Below are 17,531 nucleotides of genomic sequence, written 5' to 3' on the forward strand. Positions count from 1 at the left end.
CTTTACAACCCCACCCCCCACTCCCCCTTCGGGAGCTGTTGGGGGGGCTGGTTTTTTTTTACAAGAGCCCGCCCGGGAGGGGGGGCCCCCCGAACGTTCGTCTGCCCCCCCTTCCCTGCGCCGCCTCGGGAACTACCAGCGGTACCAGCGTGACCGGCCGCCCGCCGGTGTGGTGCTGCGCATGGCGAATCCCAGCAACCAGACGACGAGAACCGCCAGCGCTATCCACCACAACGCCTTCACCGCGAATCCCACACCGAAAAGAAGAACGGCTAGCAAGAGCACGAGCAGAATGGGAACCATGGGTGTCACCTCCGTGGGAGCGGCTTCCCCCATTCAACTGCCCTACGCATAGCCGCTGTCGGAGAATCCATGCGGATGCAGCCGTGTTTGCCGGATCGAACCCGGGGCAGGCGCGCTTTGTGCTTCGGACCGGAGGCACGCCCGCGGAGAAGGTGACCACCGCGAATGCCGGAGATCGCACGCGACATTCGTTGATGTCCCCCCTTTCGCGGTCGCCAACATCCGTCCGCACCGCTGAGGGAGTGGCACACACCATGCCCACACAGGCGAACCCCCTGCGCCCGCACGACGACGCGCCCGACACCGAGGCCGCTTTCGTTCGATTGGCCGATACACCGTCCGGCCCGGAACGGGATGCCCTGCGGCAGGAGTTGATCCGGGCCTGGCTGCCGATGTCCGAACGGCTCGCAAGCCGGTTCAAGAATCGCGGGGAGACATTCGAGGACCTCTGCCAAGTGGCAGCGCTCGGCCTGGTCAAGGCGGTCGACCGCTATGACCCGCAGCGTGGCAGCGCATTCGTCAGCTTTGCCGTGCCGACCATCACGGGAGAGGTGAAACGCCACTTCCGTGACCATATGTGGACCCTGCATGTGCCGCGGCGCGTTCAGGACCAGCGCAATCGCGTCCGTACCGCCCAGCGCGAACTGCTCCAGACCATCTCGGGTCGCACTCCCACGGAGGCCGAGATCGCACGCCGGGCCGGTCTGACCGTGGCCGAGACCAAGTCGGGAATGGAAGCCCTCGGCTGCTACAGCACTCTTTCCCTCGATGCCCAGCCGTCGGGCGGCGACCACGGCGTCGCCCTCGCGGAGGTCATCGGCGCGCCCGATCACGCGCTGGACGTCGTCATCGATCGGGAAGCGGTCAGGCCGCGCCTACGGAAACTGCCCGAGCGGGAACGCAAGATCCTGTACATGCGGTTCTTTCGCGATATGACGCAGAGCAGCATCGCGAAGGACCTGGGCATCTCCCAGATGCACGTATCCCGATTGATCAGCAACTTATGCGATCGGCTACGTCGGGAAATCATCCAGGATGCCGTGTAGAAGGTAGAAGTCGATCAGCATGGATATCCGGACCGAGGATATCTTCGCGACAGAACTTTCCCGAAGGGTCCTTCTGTGGAGTCCAGTGATCAAGCGAAGAGGCGCGGTCGACACGAGACGGAGGAAGAGCGGGCCGATCGACGCTGGAGTGATCTCCTCCAAGAATTGCGGGTCGCCCAGAACGGCGTGCAGATCCTCTTCGGATTTCTGCTGACGATGGTGTTCCAGCCGCGCTTCACCACCCTCTCGGAGACCGACCAGAACATCTATCTGACCACGGTCATGCTCGGCGCCGCTGCTACCGGCGCCCTGATCGGCCCGGTCTCCTTCCACCGGCTCCTCGCCGGTCGCCGTCTTAAACCGCAGACGGTCGTCTGGGCTTCGCGGCTGACGATGACCGGGCTGGTCCTTCTCCTCTTCACCATGGCTTCCGCACTGCTCCTCATCCTGCGGGTGGTGCTCCACAACGATGTGGCGGTCTGGCTGGTCATCGGCATGGTGTTCTGGTTCGTCCTGTGTTGGTTCATCCTGCCGTTGTGGACCAGGGCACGACACGCGAGCGAGATGGAGGCCCCCTCGAACTGACGGCAGGGTTTCAACGGCAGTGCTCGAACGTCACGATGGCGCGTGATATCCGTGAACCACCAGACGGTGAGACCTGCTTCGTACAAGCGTGCGTCGATGGTGTGTACGGTTCCTGAATCGCTTCCCAGCTGCCGTTATGTCGTCACCCGACGGCCGTTGTTGCCGGCGTATTGCGGTCTCGTGGCGAGTGCGGAAGGGACGTTCCGGTCGGTACGGGGCGTCACTACGTTGGCAGCTTCGTCGAAAGAAAGCGAGACGAGATGTCCGTCACCGACCGGTACCTCGCCAACAACGAAACCTACGCGGCCTCCTTCAACGGGCCACTGCCCTTGCCTCCCGCCTCCGGTGTCGCCGTCGTCGCCTGCATGGACGCTCGGCTCAACGTCTACGGAATCCTGGGTCTCGAAGAGGGCGAAGCCCACGTCATTCGCAACGCGGGCGGTGTGATCACCGACGATGAGATTCGATCGCTGGCCATCAGTCAACGGCTGCTCGGTACCCGGGAGATCATCCTCATCCACCACACCGACTGCGGAATGCTGACCTTCACCGACGATGCCTTCGCCGGTCAGTTGGAGAAGGAGACCGGGCAGGCGCCGACCTGGGCGGCTGAAGCCTTCCCCGACCTCGACGACGATGTACGGCAGTCGGCCCACCGCATCACATCGAGCCCGTTCCTGCTGCACACCGACGCGGTACGAGGCTTCGTCTTCGACGTCGCCACCGGGAAGCTCAACGAGGTCGTCTGACCGGACCGACCTGCCCGCGCGGGGCAACCCGTCTTCGAGCCGCCCGTGTACCGGCCCGCCCCACGAGGGCGAGGACCGGGGCACGGGGGTCGGGGCAACGGGGCGAGGGGCACGGGGGCCGGGGGTCGGGGGTCGGGGAAGAGAGGCGCACGGGGGCGGGCATCGCCCCGGTTCGGCTTTCACGGCGTCTCAGATGTCGTCATCATCGGGATGTTCTGTGTATCTTGGTTCCCCGGGGCGAGGGAGGCAAGCAGGGCATGGTCCGACTGACACGGGCTCAGCAGCAGGAACGCACGCGCGCAGCCGTACTGGTCGCGGCGGCGGCGGAGTTCGCCGCCCACGGTTTCGTCGCGGCCAAGGTCGACCAGATCGCCGAGCGGGCCGAACTGACCCGCGGCGCGGTCTACTCGAACTTCCCCAGCAAACGCGCGCTCTATCTGGCCGTGCTGGTCGAGACGGTCGAGGGCGAGGCCGTCGCCGATCTCCCTACGGCCTCCCCCCGGACCACGGCCGAAGCGCTGGGTTCGTTCGCCCGTGCCTGGCTCGAACGACTGCCCCTGGTGGACGACACGGAAACCCAGGTGCATCCGCGCTCGCTCGCCGCCGTGGTCGATGACACCCCGAGCCGCATGGCCCTGGCGCGGGTCGCCCGTCTGGAGGTGCTGCTGCTGGCTCTCGCGCTGGAGTCGTGCGCGCCCCCGGATGCGGAACCGATGCGGCAGGTACGGCGGGCCGATCTTGTCCTGAGGTTGTTGAACGGCTCGGGCCCGCTGGCCGATCCGGTGCTCGGATCGGACCCCTTCGACGTGGCAGCCGCTTGCCGGCACCTCGGCGGGCTCGATCTCGCTGATGTCTGGGACCCGCCACACCTGCCCTACATCGCTGCCGCGCTCCCCTGCCGGGAACCGTGGGTGGCTCCCGCGGAGTTGCCGGACCTGATCACCGGACGTGGGGTGGGCTTCGAGGAGGACGGCGTGATCGCGGTCCTCGGCACCCACCGGCTGGACGCGGCCGAAGAGCTCGTCAGAGCCGCCCGCCCGGGCGAACGGGTCACCGTGGCAGTGGTGACGAGTGACCCCGACGAGATCGGGCGCCTCATCCGGCTCAGGATCGGTGACTTCGCTCGTTGTCTGCGCCGGGTGTTCGCACCGGACGATTCACCGCGCCTCCGTCTGGTCCTCGATGACGGTGCCCTGCTCGCATCGGCCGTCACGGCGGCGGGTGTCGACGATGCAACCGAGCACGCGGTACGCATCCATCAGGGCGAGGTAGTCGCCCGGGCCCAGGGCCGCGGCGCCGCGCACGCCGCGGCAGCCGTCGATGCCGCGGCCATCGTCCGCCCACCCGGGGGAACACCGTGAAGCCGCCTGTTTCACCCCATGCGACCAGCGCCGACCTCCTGGTGCTGCACACCCTCCGCTGTATCGGCTTCACGAGTCTCGCTCGAGTTGCCGCAGCCGTGGGGCTACCTGCGGATGAGGTCCAGTCGGAGTTGATCGACCTCGCCGTGGCCGGACTCGTCACCCACACGGCAGGTGACTTCGGTGGTTGGGGTCTCACCGAAGCCGGACGTGCCCAGGACGCCGAACAGATCACCGCAGAGCTTGAAGCAGCCGGCACCCGCGCCGTGGTGAACACGGCGTACGAGGGCTTTCTGGTGCTCAACCCCGAACTGCTCGATCTGTGCACGGCATGGCAGTTGCGGACCGTTGACGGTGTCATGATCATGAACGACCACACCGACTCCGACCACGACCGCCGTGTTCTGCGCCGGCTCACGGATCTCGACCAGCGGGCCGAGACGGTCTGCGCCGACCTGTCCGCGACGATGCTTCGATTCCGGCGCTATCGGGCCCGCTTCACCGGCGCACTGGATCGTGCCAGGTCCGGTGAGTTGGACTATGTCGCGGACAACCTGGACTCCTACCACACGGTGTGGTTCCAGCTCCATGAAGACCTGCTCACCACCTTGGGGATCCCACGGCATTGAAACCACCGGCCGGCGCGTCGTACCTCCCGGCTCGTCGCCGGCGGGACGTCGAGCGCGGCCACGGGAGGTCGAACGACGAGATGAACTGGATTCACCCGCTCGCGGCAGAAGTCGATGAACCGGCGGATGTCCTGGGCGGCAAGGCCCATGGTCTGGTGGTGCTACGGCGCCTCCGGCTTCCCGTCCCACCAGGATTCGTCATCGCCACGAACGCGTGCCGGGCGTTCCTCCGCGACGGACGACCACCCCGGGACCTCGCTGCCGAACTCACAGCTGCCACCGCCGAACTCGAAACGGCCACACACCGCAACTTCGGCGGCCCCTCAAGGCCCCTGGTGGTGTCCGTACGCTCCGGTGGCGCCGTGTCCATGCCGGGCATGATGAGCACCGTCCTCAACCTTGGGCTCACCGCCGAAGCCACCGTCGGCTTGGCCGATGAGACGGGTGACGCGCGGTTCGCTCTCGACTCACGGCTGAAGTTCCTGTCCAGCTTTGCCAGCGAGGTCGCCGGCGTGGACCGCGGCAGCCTCGAAGACATCGAGCGAGGGACCCGCGAACGGAACCTCGTCGACGCCGAAGCCCTTCTCACCGAGGGAATCCGAGCCGTCGAAGCCCTGATCAGGAAACACACCGGGGAGCCCGTCCCGGAAAGCGCGCCTCGACAGTTGGAGCGCGCGATCGAAGCCGTCTTCTCCTCGTGGAACACCCCACGGGCGAAGACCTACCGCGATCTGCACGGTATCCCGGGCGACCTCGGCACGGCCGTGACCGTACAGACGATGGTGTTCGGGAACCGTGACGAGCGCAGTGGGACCGGAGTGGTGTTCAGCCGTAGTCCCAACACCGGTGAACCGGTTCCCTACGGTGAGGTTCTGTTCGGCAGCCAAGGGGACGAGGTCGTCTCCGGCAGGTCCTTGACGCGGCCACTGACCGAAATGGCCGACCGGGAGCCGACGGTGTGGGCGTCGCTTCTCGATGCTTTGAACCGGATCGAGGAGCACTATCGCGACGCATGCTATGTGGAGTTCACCTTCGAGGCGGGCGAGCTGTGGATCCTCCAAGTGCGCCCGGGACGACTCGTCGGACGCGCCGCAGTCCGGGTCGCGGTCGACCTCGCCGACGACGGTGTGATCGGACGACGAGAGGCGCTTTTGCGCGTATCCCCCCATCACCTCTCCCAAGTGCGTACCCCGCGCCTGGAAGTCGCGGACTCGGTTGACCTCCTCACCCGAGGGCTGGGCGCGTCTCCGGGGGTTGCGATCGGTGCCATGGCCACCACCGCCGACACCGCGGCCCGAATGGCTTCGAGGGGCCCGGTCGTCCTGGTGCGGCCGGAGACCTCTCCTTGCGATATGCACGGCCTGGCCGCCGCCGCGGGCGTCCTCACGACGCGCGGCGGGCCGACCAGCCACGCCGCCGTGGTCGCCCGCGCCATGGGTAAACCAGCCGTCGTGGGGGCCGTGGAACTCACCGTCGACGTGACCGCGGGCCGTGTGCGCGCCGGTCGACGAACCATCCACGAAGGGACGCTCATCGCCATCGACGGGACAGGTGGTGAGGTCGTCGTCGGTGCTCCGCGCATCGCCTCGAACTCGGCCGATCACCATCTGGGACGACTGCTGCGCTGGGCCGACGACGTCGCGGATGGTCCCACGGGCCACAGTGAAGAGGCCCGCCTCACTGCGGCACACCGCGTCCTCGGATCAGCCTAGGGACCATGGTTCAGGTCGTGATGAGTCGGCCGGTCGCGATGTGTGGTGGGTGAACGGTTGCACGGCGAGGCGCGGTCTGTGCGCCGGTGGTCCCACTGATCATCGCGGCCCTCGCCGAACCCGGCTCGCCCGCCCGTCTGCCGACAGCGGACCATCGGCCGCCATGAGGACAACCTTCTCCGACGGGCTCGCCCCCTACGAGCCCATGTCCTTCGGGCGAGAGCTTCCAGGCCGGCGTTTGCTCGCTCAGCCGGGCGGGAGTTCACCCGAACTGGGCAACGGTTGGGCAAGTCCCGGTGGTGTCCACCAGCTTCGGCCGAACTCCCCTGGCGCTGGCTCGTTGTCCTGTGCGAACCCCTGCCGCTCGCCGTGTGCTGCGGCGGTCCACGGCAGCCAGCGCCGAGGGGCTCATCACCAAGGGAAGGCGGAGTGCCTTGACGAGGTCAGCCGCGACTACGCGCCGCCCGGCTCCGGGCGGTGCGTCAGCCCCCGGGGCGTCCAGCCCCAGGAAGGTGCCCGGCACACCCGAAGGCCCTGGCCATGATGCCGAAGGCGAAGCGGACTGCCCTATCGCAGCCGGAGGCATGGGCAGCGCGGACGGCCGTCGGGCGATGGCAGGCGAGGTCCGTGCAGAGCTGCGCCGGTGCAACTCCTTGAAGCGCCGCCGCGCCGCCCTCGACACCCAAGGCCCTGAACTCGAACGGACCGTATCCAGGAGTGGTCGTGCGCCCAGGTCGTAGAAGTCGGCGGGCAGTCGCACTCCTCGCCACCCTCACCGCCCTGACGGCGGTCTCCATGCCCGCCTCCACAGCGGATTCCGGCGTCGACCCGCATCCGCAGCGACCCGCCGAAGTCCAACGCCCCATTGCGCCTCCGGCTGCCAGTACCCCCGTGGGGCCCTCCCGCCCGGTGAGCGACCCGAGCGGCATCGAGACCGCCCGCACCTCGCGCCCCGTCGCCCCCGGCATCCGGCTCACCTCGTACGACCGGTTCGAACCCGACGGATGGCTCCGGGTGGACGCGCTCGCCGTCGACCTCACCGGCGACATCACGGCGGACTACCTCTCCGCCGACAAGGTCTCCGAGCGCGACACCCTCTCCGGGCTCGCCGCACGCCACGATCCCGGACCCGGCCGCCGAACCGTCGCCGCCGTCAACGCGGACTTCTTCGACATCACCCAGACCGGGGCTCCGTTGGGGCCGGGCATCCGCAACGGCCGCATCACCCACTCACCCGCACCCGGTGCGCATCGGGCCGTCGGCATCGGGCCCGGGGGAGCGGGGCGCATCCTCCAGCTCTACTTCTCCGGCGCCCTGACACTGCCGTCCGGTCCCCACCCGCTCCACGCCTACAACGCGGCCGACGTACCCGCGGACGGCATCGGCGCCTACACCAGCGCCTGGGGTGCAGCGGACCGTGCCCTCACCGTGAACACCGCTGCCACCACCGCCGAAGCACTGGTGTCGGCGGGCCGGGTCGTCTCCGTCACCTCCCGGCCGGGAAGCGGTCACCTCCCCCCGGACACCACCGCCCTGGTCGGTCGGGAGGCCGGTGCCCGCAAGCTCGCTGCTCTCCGCCCGGGCGACCCCGTGTCCTGGGAGTTCCGACCGCGTACCAATGCCGGACCGGTTCCCCGTACCGCGGTGGGGGGCCGTGAGCTGCTGGTCGTCGACGGAGTGCCGCGGAGCCACGAAGGGCGGCCCAACAACGCACCGGCCCCTCGTACCGCGGTCGGCTTCTCCCGGGACGGTCGTACGCTGCACCTCGTCACCGTCGACGGGAGACAGGCCGACAGCGCAGGAGTCACCCTCACCGAACTCGGCCGTATGCTGCGGCGCGCGGGTGCACATCAGGCGCTCAACCTCGACGGCGGCGGTTCGTCGACCCTTCTCGCCCGCGCGGCGGGCGAGGACGTCCTCCAGGTGGAGAACAGCCCATCGGACGGCAGTGAACGCACCGTTCCCAACGGAATCGCACTCACCGTGCCGGACGGCAGCGGGTCGTTGCGAGGGTTCCGCCTCCACACCCGCACCCCCGCAGCTTCGGCACCCACTGCGGACCCCGTCGCCGGGGGCCACCCCGACCGTGTCTTCCCCGGACTGACCCGACAACTCGACGCGGTGGGGTACGACGAGACGTACGGCCCGGCTGCCGGCACACCGCGTTGGCATTCGTTGCGGCCCACCGTGGGACGGGTCGATGCGGGGGGAGTGTTCCACGCCCGCACCAGTGGTACCGCGGTCGTGCGGGCCGAGCGCGCCGGTGTCCACGGCTCCCTGCCCCTCACCGTCCTCGGTCCGCTCGCCCGGATCGAACCCACCATCCGTCGGGTCTCCCTCGCGGACGGCCGGACCACCCGGAGTTTCGGCCTCGTCGGTTTCGATGCCTCCGGTACCAGCGCGCCCATCGAACCCGGCGATGTGCGCCTCGAATACGACCGGTCCCGGTTCACCGTGCGCGCGAACCCTAAGGGTTCCTTCACGGTGGCCTCTCTGACCGGCAGCGGGGCGGGCCGGATCACCGCGAGGGTCGGTGACACCACCAGCTCCATCGCCGTCAGCGTCGGCCTCACCATGCACCCGGTCGCCGATTTCGACGATGCAGAACGCTGGACCTTCAGCCACGCACGGGCGGCCGGTGCCCTGTCCGCCGTCCCCGACGGCCAACAGGGCACCGGGCTCGGACTGGACTACGACTTCACACGGTCCACGGCGACCCGGGCCGTGTACGCGGCACCCCCGCGCCCGATCGACGTACCCGGTCAGCCGCAGTCCTTCGGCCTCTGGGTCAACGGCGACGGCCAAGGGGCCTGGCCGACCCTGCACCTCAGGGATGCGGCAGGCTCCAACCAACTGCTGCGCGGGCCCTTGGTGACCTGGACCGGCTGGCGGCATCTGACCTTCCCCGTCCCGCAGGGCGTCGCGCACCCACTGACGGTCCACCGCTTCTACCTCGCCGAGACCGCGGCGGCACGCCAGTACCGGGGACGGATCGTCATCGACGGGCTCAGTGCACAGGTGCCGCCCGAAGTCGCCCTGCCGCCAGTGGAATCGACCGCGGACCCGCTGATTGACACGGCGGCGCTCACTCAGCGCAGGGAGTGGCGGTTCGCCGTGATGTCCGACGCACAGTTCGTCGCCCGGGAGCCCACCGGCCCCATCGCGCGGCAGGCGAGGCGCACCCTGCGGGAGATCAAGGCGGCACGACCCGACTTCCTGATCGTCAACGGGGACCTGGTCGACGAGGGTTCACCGGCGGACCTCGCCCTCGCCCGGAGCGTCCTCACCGACGAACTCGGCGATGATGTCCCCTGGTCCTACGTGCCCGGCAACCACGAGGTCATGGGAGGCCGGATCGACGACTTCATCGCCGCCTTCGGCCCCGCACACCGCACCTTCGACCACCGCGGCACCCGCTTCCTGACCCTGGACACCTCCCGTCTCTCCCTGCGCGGCGGCGGCTTCCCGCAGATCTCGATGGTGCGAGAACAACTGGACGCGGCGGCCCGCAGTTCCCACATCGGATCGCTGGTCATCGTCCAACATGTGCCGCCACGCGACCCCACACCCCAGCGGGGCAGCCAACTCGGCGACCGCAAGGAGGCAGCACTCCTCGAACGCTGGCTGGCCGAGTTCCGGCGTACGACCGGCAAGGGCGCCGCGCTGATCGGTGGACACGTGGGCGTCTTCCACGCGGATCGGATCGACGCGGTGCCCCATCTCATCAACGGGAACTCCGGCAAGTCACCCGCCGGTCCGGTCGACGCGGGCGGATTCACCGGCTGGTCGCTCATCGGCGTGGACCGGGTGGGCATCCGGGACCGCGTTGATGCGGTGCGACGACCCTGGCGCGGCGGAGCCGACTGGATCTCGGTCCAGACCCGTGCCCACCTCGACTCCCTCGCCGTCGCAGCGCCCGCGACCCTGCTGCCCGGCGAGAGCGGCGAGGTCCGCGCCACGGTGACACAAGGACCGCGCACGGTACCCGTGGGCTTTCCGATGAGCGCGGACTGGAGCGGCTCACCGGAACTCCACATCGGGGCCGAAGACGGGGCCCGCGGACACCACCTGGCGTCCTTCGATCCCATGACAGGAAGGATCACCGCCCTACGGCCGGGCAGTCTGACCCTGGCCGTGACGGTGAACACCGTCACGGAACGTGTTCGGATCAGAGTCGGCACCCGAGGCACCTCGGTCGGCAGATAGGACGGGACGCCGGTCCCTGCACCCGTACGCCCGGCCGCTCTCGGTCGGCGCAGAACCGCCCCGACCGAGCGTGGCCGGGCACGGGATCCACCGCCGCGGTGACACCCCGGCACGGGGGTCGATGCGGAGCCCGTCTCACCGTGCGGGAAGCCCTCGTAGCGGGCAGCCTTGGTCATGAGCGCTACGGAGGAGGTGGTGCCCTGTGGCAGGGCCGAGTGCCTCCGCGGCGATGCCCTCCGGCCATGGTGACGAGGGCTTCCCACCGTTGCTGTCGCTGGCCCTCACCGGGATCCTGGACGATGTACGCGCCCAGTCCGGGGGCCTCTACCTGCTCTCGTCGAGCGGACAGATCCTGGAGATGGTGGCGAAGGAGGGGCTGCCGCGCGACTTCTCCGCCCCTTGGGAGCGCATTCCCCTCTCCTCACCCGTTCCGGTGGCCGTCGCGGTGCGTGAGCAGCAGTTGGTGTGGGTCTCGGGGGAGGAGGAGATGGCCCGCCGCTATCCGCGGATCGCCCTCGTGCTGCCCTATCCGTACTGTTTGGCGGCCCTCCCCATCGCCGTCGCCGGCACCATCTACGGCGCGGTCTACCTCACCTGGCCCATGTCCCACGCCCGCGAACTCGCGCCGGCGGAGCGTGAGCAGCTCGTCGCCGCCTGCGACCTGCTGGCCCTCAATCTGCAACGTGCCGCCGAGCAGGGCAGCCCCATCCTTCCCGAGGCGTTCCTCCCGGACACCGACACCCCGGCCGTCTCCGCTCCACAGGTCGAAGCCATCCGCACGCTCGCCAGACTGCCCGACGGCATCTGCTCCCTCGATGTGCACGGCCGCATCACCTACGCCAACCCCGCCGCCGCCGATCTCCTCGGCACATCCGCCGCCGGCTTGGTCGGCCAGCATCTGTGGGGCGCACTGCCCTGGGTCGACGACCCCCTCTTCGAAGACCGCTACCGGGCGGCGATGCTGAGCCAGCGAGAGACCTCCCTCACCGCACTCCGTCCGCCCCGTACCTGGTTGGCCTTCCGCCTCTACCCGGGCCGTGGCGGCATCACCCTGCGCATCACCCCCGCGTCCCGCGAACCCGTTCGGACCGTGGCGGCGGGCGACTCCGCCGCCCCGTCGGTGCGCCTGGTCACCATCTCCCACATCCTCAGCCTGGCCAGCGCACTGACCGAAGCGGTGGGCGTCGAGGAAGTCATCGAACTGGTGGCCGATGAGATCATGCCCGCGGTCGGCAGCAGTGCCCTCGCGATGCTGGCGGCCGAGAACGGCCGGCTGCGAGTACTGGGACAGCGCGGCTACCAGGACCGCCACCTCGTGGACCGGTTCAACGGCACCCCCCTGACCGCGCGGATACCGGGAACCCAGACCCTCGCCACCGGCATACCCTCCTTCTTCGCCTCCCGGGCAGAACTGGAACGCGCCTATCCCGCGCGGCACGCCACCCCCGACGGCATGTCCGCCTGGGCCTACCTTCCCCTCATCGCCTCCGGACGACCGGTGGGCACCTGCGTCCTCGGATACGCGGAGGAGCACCGCTTCTCCCCCCACGAACGCGCGGTCCTGACCAGTCTGGGCGGGCTCATCGCCCAAGCCCTGGAGCGCGCGATGCTGTACGACGCCAAACACCGGCTCGCCCACGGCCTCCAAGCCGCCCTGCTGCCGCGTTCCCTGCCCGCCCTGGACGGTCTGGAAGCCGCCTCCCGCTATCTCCCGATCACCCAGGGCATGGACATCGGCGGCGACTTCTTCGACCTCGTCCCCACCGACGGCAAGGCAGCGGCGGTCATCGGTGATGTGCAGGGACACGATGTGACGGCGGCCGGCCTGATGGGGCAGGTGCGCACGGCGGTGCGCGCCTACACCGCGGTCGGCCAACCGCCGGGACAGGTGTTGGAGTCCACCAACCGGCTGCTGATCGAACTGGAAGGGGACCTGCTCGCCAGCTGCATCTACGTACATCTGGAGCTTGAGGAGCAGCGCGCCCACATCGCCCGGGCCGGCCATCCGCCTCCCCTGCTCCGCGAGCCGGACGGCCGGGTCCGGTTGCTGGAACTCGCGGGTGGTCCGCTCCTCGGCGTCGACCCGGCCGGCACCTACCCCGTCACCACGATCCCCCTGTACCCGGGATCGGTCCTGGCGCTCTACACCGACGGGCTCGTCGAACTCCCCGGCATCGACGTCGACACCGCGCTCGCCGCACTCGCGGAACGGCTCAGCCGCGGCGGTGGCGACTCCCTCGAAACCCTCGCCCGCGATCTGACGGGACCGGTGGGCAGCACCGGTGAACGCGCGGACGACACCACGCTCCTGCTGCTGCGCCCGCTGTACTGAGCCCACGCGGTTCGAGCCGGCCCACCCTGCTCCCGCACGGTGCCCACCGACCAACCGGGGGAGCGTCCAGGCCCGGCAGCCCGTTCCTCTCAGGCCGGAGAGAGCCCCAACTCCCCTTCTCCGAGCGGGGCGAAGAAGCCTTCGACGTCCGCATCCGTCACCCCGTCGAGCGAGGGCGGCAGCCAGCGCGGTGTGCGGTCCTTGTCGATGATCTGGGCCCTCACGCCCTCGATGAGATCGGGCGATGAGTGCGCCGCGCAGGAAACCCGGTACTCCTGGTCCAACACGGCCTCCAGAGTGCTCAGGCCACGGGCGCGTCGCAGCGCGGCCAGTGTCACCTTCAGCGCCGTGGGCGACCGGGTGAGCAGTACTTCGGCGGTGTCCTTCGCGGCGGGATCGCCATGATCGAGCAGTCGGGTCACGATGTCCTCGACCGTGTCGTGCGCGTAGCAGGCGTCGATCCACTCCCGGTGCGCCGCCAGTTCACCCCCGGGAGCGGCCTGCGCATGCCGGGGCAGGACCTCCGCCACATCGGCGGTGGCGAGTTCGGCCGAGAGCCGTGGCAGCCGATCCGACGGTACGTAGTGGTCGGCGAGCCCGCAGAGCAGGGCATCGGCCGCACCGACCGGGCGGCCCGTGAGGGCCAGATGGGTACCCAGTTCGCCGGGCGCCCGCGCCAAGAGGTGCGTACCGCCCACGTCCGGAACGAAACCGATACCGGTCTCGGGCATCGCCACCGTCGACTTCTCGGTGACGACACGCACGTCACCATGGGCGGACACGCCGACTCCGCCCCCCATCACCAACCCGTCCATCAGCGCCACATAGGGCTTGGGGTAGCGGGAGATCCGGGCGTTGAGCCGGTACTCGTCGCGCCAGAAGTCGGCCGACGCCCGTCCGCCGGCGACCGCGTCAGCATGGATCGCCCGGATGTCACCGCCCGCACAGAGTCCGCGATCGCCCGCACCGGCGATCACGACCGTGGCGATCGCCCCATCGCCCTCCCAGTGGTCGAGGGCGGCAGCGATGGTGCGCACCATGTCGTGGGTGAGGGCGTTCAGCGCCCTGGGCCGGTTGAGCAGGATGTACGCCGCCCGTCCCTCGGTGCGCAGCAACACGGAATCGTCCTGGACCATCGGCTGCCCTTCTCTGGAGGTCGTTCTCGCCCGCGGTCGCCCGCCCCTGCTGAGCTGAGGGGAGAAGGGTCCGCGGGACGGCGGTCACGTCTACTCGAACCGCGAGGGGTCGCCCGCTCCCCGACGTACGATCTCCGGCTCTCCACTGGAGAAGTCGATCACCGTGGTGGGTTCGGTGCCGCAGTCGCCCGAGTCGACCACCGCATCGACGACGTGGTCGAGCCGCTCCTTGATCTCCCAGCCCTGGGTCAGCGGCTCGTCCTCGTCGGGCAGCAGCAGCGTGCTGGAGAGCAGGGGCTCACCGAGTTCGGCGAGGAGGGCCTGAGCGACGACGTGATCGGGAATGCGGACCCCGACCGTCTTCTTCTTCTGGTGCAGCAGTTGGCGCGGTACCTCCTTCGTCGCAGGGAGGATGAAGGTGTACCGACCGGGAGTCGCTGCCTTGATCGAACGGAACACGTCATTGTCGATCTGGACGAACTGGCCGAGCTGGGCGAAGTTCTGGCACACCAAGGTGAAGTGGTGGCGGTCGTCGAGGCGGCGGATCGACCGGATGCGGCTGATTCCGTCACGGCTGCCCAGCTGACTACCGAGCGCGTAGCACGAGTCCGTGGGGTACGCGATGAGCGCACCGGCCCGGATGCTGTCGGCCACACCGGTGATCGTGCGCCGTTGAGGGTTTTCGGGGTGCACATCGAAGTACTTAGCCATTCGGCGAGTCTAAGGGCTTGTCCCGGCACCCCCGCGGGCGATGATCCACCGGGGATGGCGGGACAGCCCTCAGCGGATCGGAACGGTGCCCCCGCTGCGATCGGGCGCCCCACCGGATCGACGCACACCGAGTGCCTCGTGCGCCGTGTACTCCGCCGCACTCCGCACGAACATCGCGTGCAGATCCCGAGCGGCCCTCGTGGTGGTCGCGGACAGCGGTCGTTGGATCACCATCAGGACCGCCGGCACATCCCCGGCGATGGGGCGCTGAGTGATGATCCCCGAGCGCTCCAGAGGGTCACCACTAACACTGAAATCAGGCAGCACCGTTGCGCCCAGACCCTCGGCGACCATGAGCTTGCCCATTTCCGCACCGTCCGTGGAGTACGAGAACGCCGGGTTGCGCCCTTCCAGAAGTCGATGGACGTAGCGGTGCATCACATAGCCGGAACGCATCACGATGAGCGGTTCCCGCAGCAGGTCGTTGACGGAGACCGAGCGCAGGGCCGCGAGCCGGCTGTCGGAGCGCATGCAGACCACGGGGCGTCCACGCAGCAGTTCGGTGGTCTGGAGACCGGGGGGTTTGTCGTCGCCCTGGAGGTAGTTGACCAGCCCGAGGTCGAGGCCGCCTTCCGCGAGTTCCCGGTGGATGTCCACCTGTTGCCCGCCCGTGACTTCGATCTGAGTCTCAGGATGGTTGCTGCGGAACGCCTGGATGGTGGGCACCAGGAGCGGCACGGTGGCCGCGTTGACGGTCCCCAGTCGGATCATGCGCGTGGTGCGGTGTTGATCGTCGGAAGCTCGCCGCAGGGAGTCGACGGCGTCGAGCACACCCATGATGTGGGGCAGGAGCTCACGTCCCGCGGCGCTGATCCTGGCTCCTGAGCGCCGCCGGTCGAGCAGGTCGACACCCAGTTCGCGTTCCAAATTGCGGACCGTTTCGCTCAAGGCCGGTTGGGACACGTGGAGCGCCTCGGCCGCACGGCGCAATGATCCGAATCGGGTGACGGCCGCGATGTATTCGAGCTGCTCGATCCGCATGGAGTGTCATCACCTTCCAGCCCTGTCGAACTCATGTCCGCGGCGGGCCCATTTCGGTGAAAGGGAAACCCTATCACCGGCTCGATTATGCCGAATCGACCCCAAGAAGTCCCAGCGGTACGCTCCATGGCCAGAGAGCTGTCGAGGGTGCGGAAAGGCGGGTGGCACGGCGGTGAAGGAACTTCGGAGGCTTGCGGGCCTCACGCGTCGCCGTCACGTTGACCTCGTCCGTGTCTCCAGTGCCCTGTGTCCCATCGCGGACTGAGCCGCCCGGAGAAATCGGGAGCCCCCGCCTTCGCCGGGCTGTCATTCCCCAAATTCCTCCCACCTCTTTTCTTGTGCCCAGGGCCACTGATGTAACGAATTCTTCATGAATTCCATCGACGGCCCATGGGTTCGGCAGACTCCATCCCATTCCGCAAACCGGGAGACCCGATGTCCGTCCCGTTCGCCGCCGAACCGCTGCGCTTCGCCTACTGGGTGCCCAATGTCAGTGGTGGCCTGGTCACCAGCACGATCGAACAACGCACCGACTGGGGATACGACTACAACCGGGAACTGGCGGTCCTCGCCGAGAACAGCGGCTTTGACTACGCCCTCAGCCAAGTCCGCTACATGGCGAGCTACGGGGCCGAGTACCAGCATGAATCCACCAGCTTCAGCCTGGCCCTGCTGCTCGCCACCGAACGGCTCAAGGTCATCGCGGCGGTCCATCCGGGCCTCTGGCACCCGGGTGTGCTGGCGAAACTCGGGGCCACCGCCGATCACCTCTCCCAGGGCCGGTTCGCCGTCAATGTCGTCAGCGGCTGGTTCAAGGACGAGTTCACCGCCCTCGGCGAGCCCTGGCTGGAGCACGACGAGCGCTACCGCAGGTCCGAGGAGTTCATCCGCGCCCTCCGCGCGATCTGGACCGAGGACCACGCGGAGCTCGCCGGGGACTTCTACCGGATCAGGGACTTCTCGCTGAAGCCCAAGCCCCTGAACACCCCCGAACGGCCACACCCCGAGATCTTCCAAGGGGGCAACTCGACCGCGGCCCGAGCCATGGCCGGTCGGGTCTCCGATTGGTACTTCAGCAACGGCAAGGACTTCGACGGGGTGACGGAACAACTCGCCGACGTCAGTGCAGCGGCAGCCACCGCCGGCCGTCGGGTGCGGTTCGGACTCAACGGATTCCTCATCGCCCGCGACACCGAAGCCGAGGCGCGCGACGTACTGCGGGAGATCGTCGCGAAGGCGGACACCGAGGCGGTGCACGGCTTCGGTGCGGCGGTCCGGCAGGCCGGACGGTCGGCCGCCGACGGCAAGGGCATGTGGCAGGACTCGTCGTTCGAAGACCTCGTCCAGTACAACGACGGCTTCAGGACCGGTCTCATCGGTACGCCCGAGCAGATAGCCGAACGCATCGTGGCGTACAAGAGGATCGGTGTGGACCTCCTCCTGTTGGGCTTCCTCCACTACTTGGAGGAGGTCGAGTACTTCGGCAAACGAGTGCTCCCCCTCGTCCGCGAACTGGAAGCCCAACTCCCCGACACCGAAACCGCAGCGGTCAGTGTGTCGACTGCCGCCACGGTGTGAGCCCCGGCCACGACCTCGACCGACAGTCCATCCGTCGTCTCCTGATCCAGCTCGACTACGTCAGTTCCGTCAGTTCCGTCAGTTCCGGCAGGTTCCTCAATTTCCGGCAGCTTTCCTCAGACTCCGTCAGATCTCGCGAGAG

Annotated in this window: 14 protein-coding genes; 10 read left to right on the forward strand and 4 right to left on the reverse strand. The window is 68.6% G+C overall.

Annotated elements, in window-relative coordinates:
• Positions 1-132: 132 nt before the first annotated feature.
• On the reverse strand, positions 133-303 hold the full coding sequence (locus ACFXJL_RS33455; RefSeq protein WP_329014540.1) for a hydrophobic protein: 171 nt from the start codon (positions 301-303) through the stop codon (positions 133-135).
• A gap of 254 nt (positions 304-557) precedes the next feature.
• Between ACFXJL_RS33455 and ACFXJL_RS33460 the strand changes: the two genes are divergently transcribed.
• From ACFXJL_RS33460 to ACFXJL_RS33495, 8 genes are all read left to right on the forward strand, one after another.
• Positions 558-1,349 carry a SigB/SigF/SigG family RNA polymerase sigma factor gene (locus ACFXJL_RS33460; RefSeq protein ID WP_358882361.1) on the forward strand — a complete coding sequence of 264 codons (792 nt, stop codon included), beginning with the start codon at positions 558-560 and terminating at the stop codon, positions 1,347-1,349.
• Between the two features lie 75 nt (positions 1,350-1,424).
• Positions 1,425-1,934 carry a DUF6328 family protein gene (locus ACFXJL_RS33465; protein ID WP_384698958.1) on the forward strand — a complete coding sequence of 170 codons (510 nt, stop codon included), beginning with the start codon at positions 1,425-1,427 and terminating at the stop codon, positions 1,932-1,934.
• A gap of 260 nt (positions 1,935-2,194) precedes the next feature.
• Positions 2,195-2,683 (forward strand): beta-class carbonic anhydrase, encoded by a 489-nt coding sequence (locus tag ACFXJL_RS33470; protein WP_384698962.1) that lies wholly within the window; start codon positions 2,195-2,197, stop codon positions 2,681-2,683.
• A 257-nt stretch (positions 2,684-2,940) separates the two neighbouring features.
• Entirely contained in the window at positions 2,941-4,044 is a 1,104-nt protein-coding gene (locus ACFXJL_RS33475; RefSeq protein WP_384698965.1) for a TetR/AcrR family transcriptional regulator, read from the forward strand.
• Positions 4,041-4,673, forward strand: a complete 633-nt coding sequence (locus tag ACFXJL_RS33480; RefSeq protein WP_384643806.1) for a transcriptional regulator — start codon at positions 4,041-4,043, stop codon at positions 4,671-4,673. The genes ACFXJL_RS33475 and ACFXJL_RS33480 overlap by 4 nt, the downstream gene beginning before the upstream one ends.
• Positions 4,674-4,753: 80 nt before the next feature.
• Positions 4,754-6,385 carry a pyruvate, phosphate dikinase gene (locus ACFXJL_RS33485; protein ID WP_384698968.1) on the forward strand — a complete coding sequence of 544 codons (1,632 nt, stop codon included), beginning with the start codon at positions 4,754-4,756 and terminating at the stop codon, positions 6,383-6,385.
• A gap of 723 nt (positions 6,386-7,108) precedes the next feature.
• A complete protein-coding gene (locus ACFXJL_RS33490) occupies positions 7,109-10,591 on the forward strand; it encodes a phosphodiester glycosidase family protein (RefSeq protein ID WP_384698971.1) in 3,483 nt (1,160 codons plus the stop codon).
• A 229-nt stretch (positions 10,592-10,820) separates the two neighbouring features.
• Positions 10,821-12,923 carry a SpoIIE family protein phosphatase gene (locus tag ACFXJL_RS33495; protein WP_384643883.1) on the forward strand — a complete coding sequence of 701 codons (2,103 nt, stop codon included), beginning with the start codon at positions 10,821-10,823 and terminating at the stop codon, positions 12,921-12,923.
• Positions 12,924-13,012: 89 nt separating this feature from the next.
• Here the strand turns inward: ACFXJL_RS33495 and ACFXJL_RS33500 are convergent, their stop codons facing one another.
• The 3 genes from ACFXJL_RS33500 to ACFXJL_RS33510 form a co-directional block, all read right to left on the reverse strand.
• Positions 13,013-14,059, reverse strand: coding sequence for an enoyl-CoA hydratase/isomerase family protein (locus tag ACFXJL_RS33500; RefSeq protein WP_384698974.1), 1,047 nt, complete (start codon positions 14,057-14,059; stop codon positions 13,013-13,015).
• A 90-nt stretch (positions 14,060-14,149) separates the two neighbouring features.
• Positions 14,150-14,770: an L-threonylcarbamoyladenylate synthase gene (locus tag ACFXJL_RS33505; RefSeq protein ID WP_384698977.1), complete on the reverse strand. Its 621-nt coding sequence runs from the start codon at positions 14,768-14,770 to the stop codon at positions 14,150-14,152.
• 69 nt (positions 14,771-14,839) lie between these two features.
• Positions 14,840-15,811, reverse strand: coding sequence for a LysR family transcriptional regulator (locus ACFXJL_RS33510; protein WP_384698980.1), 972 nt, complete (start codon positions 15,809-15,811; stop codon positions 14,840-14,842).
• Between ACFXJL_RS33510 and ACFXJL_RS33515 the strand changes: the two genes are divergently transcribed.
• Together ACFXJL_RS33515 and sfnG are read left to right on the forward strand one after the other, a co-directional pair.
• The gene (locus tag ACFXJL_RS33515; RefSeq protein WP_384698983.1) at positions 15,810-16,076 is read left to right on the forward strand and encodes a putative leader peptide; all 267 of its coding nucleotides are present in this window, start codon (positions 15,810-15,812) and stop codon (positions 16,074-16,076) included. The genes ACFXJL_RS33510 and ACFXJL_RS33515 overlap by 2 nt on opposite strands.
• Before the next feature lie 170 nt (positions 16,077-16,246).
• Complete coding sequence (gene sfnG / locus ACFXJL_RS33520) at positions 16,247-17,389, forward strand: dimethylsulfone monooxygenase SfnG (RefSeq protein ID WP_358882371.1); 1,143 nt, start codon at positions 16,247-16,249, stop codon at positions 17,387-17,389.
• Positions 17,390-17,531 lie beyond the last annotated feature (142 nt).

Origin of the sequence: Streptomyces sp. NPDC059256 (assembly GCF_042753785.1) — a bacterium.
GTDB lineage: Bacteria > Actinomycetota > Actinomycetes > Streptomycetales > Streptomycetaceae > Streptomyces.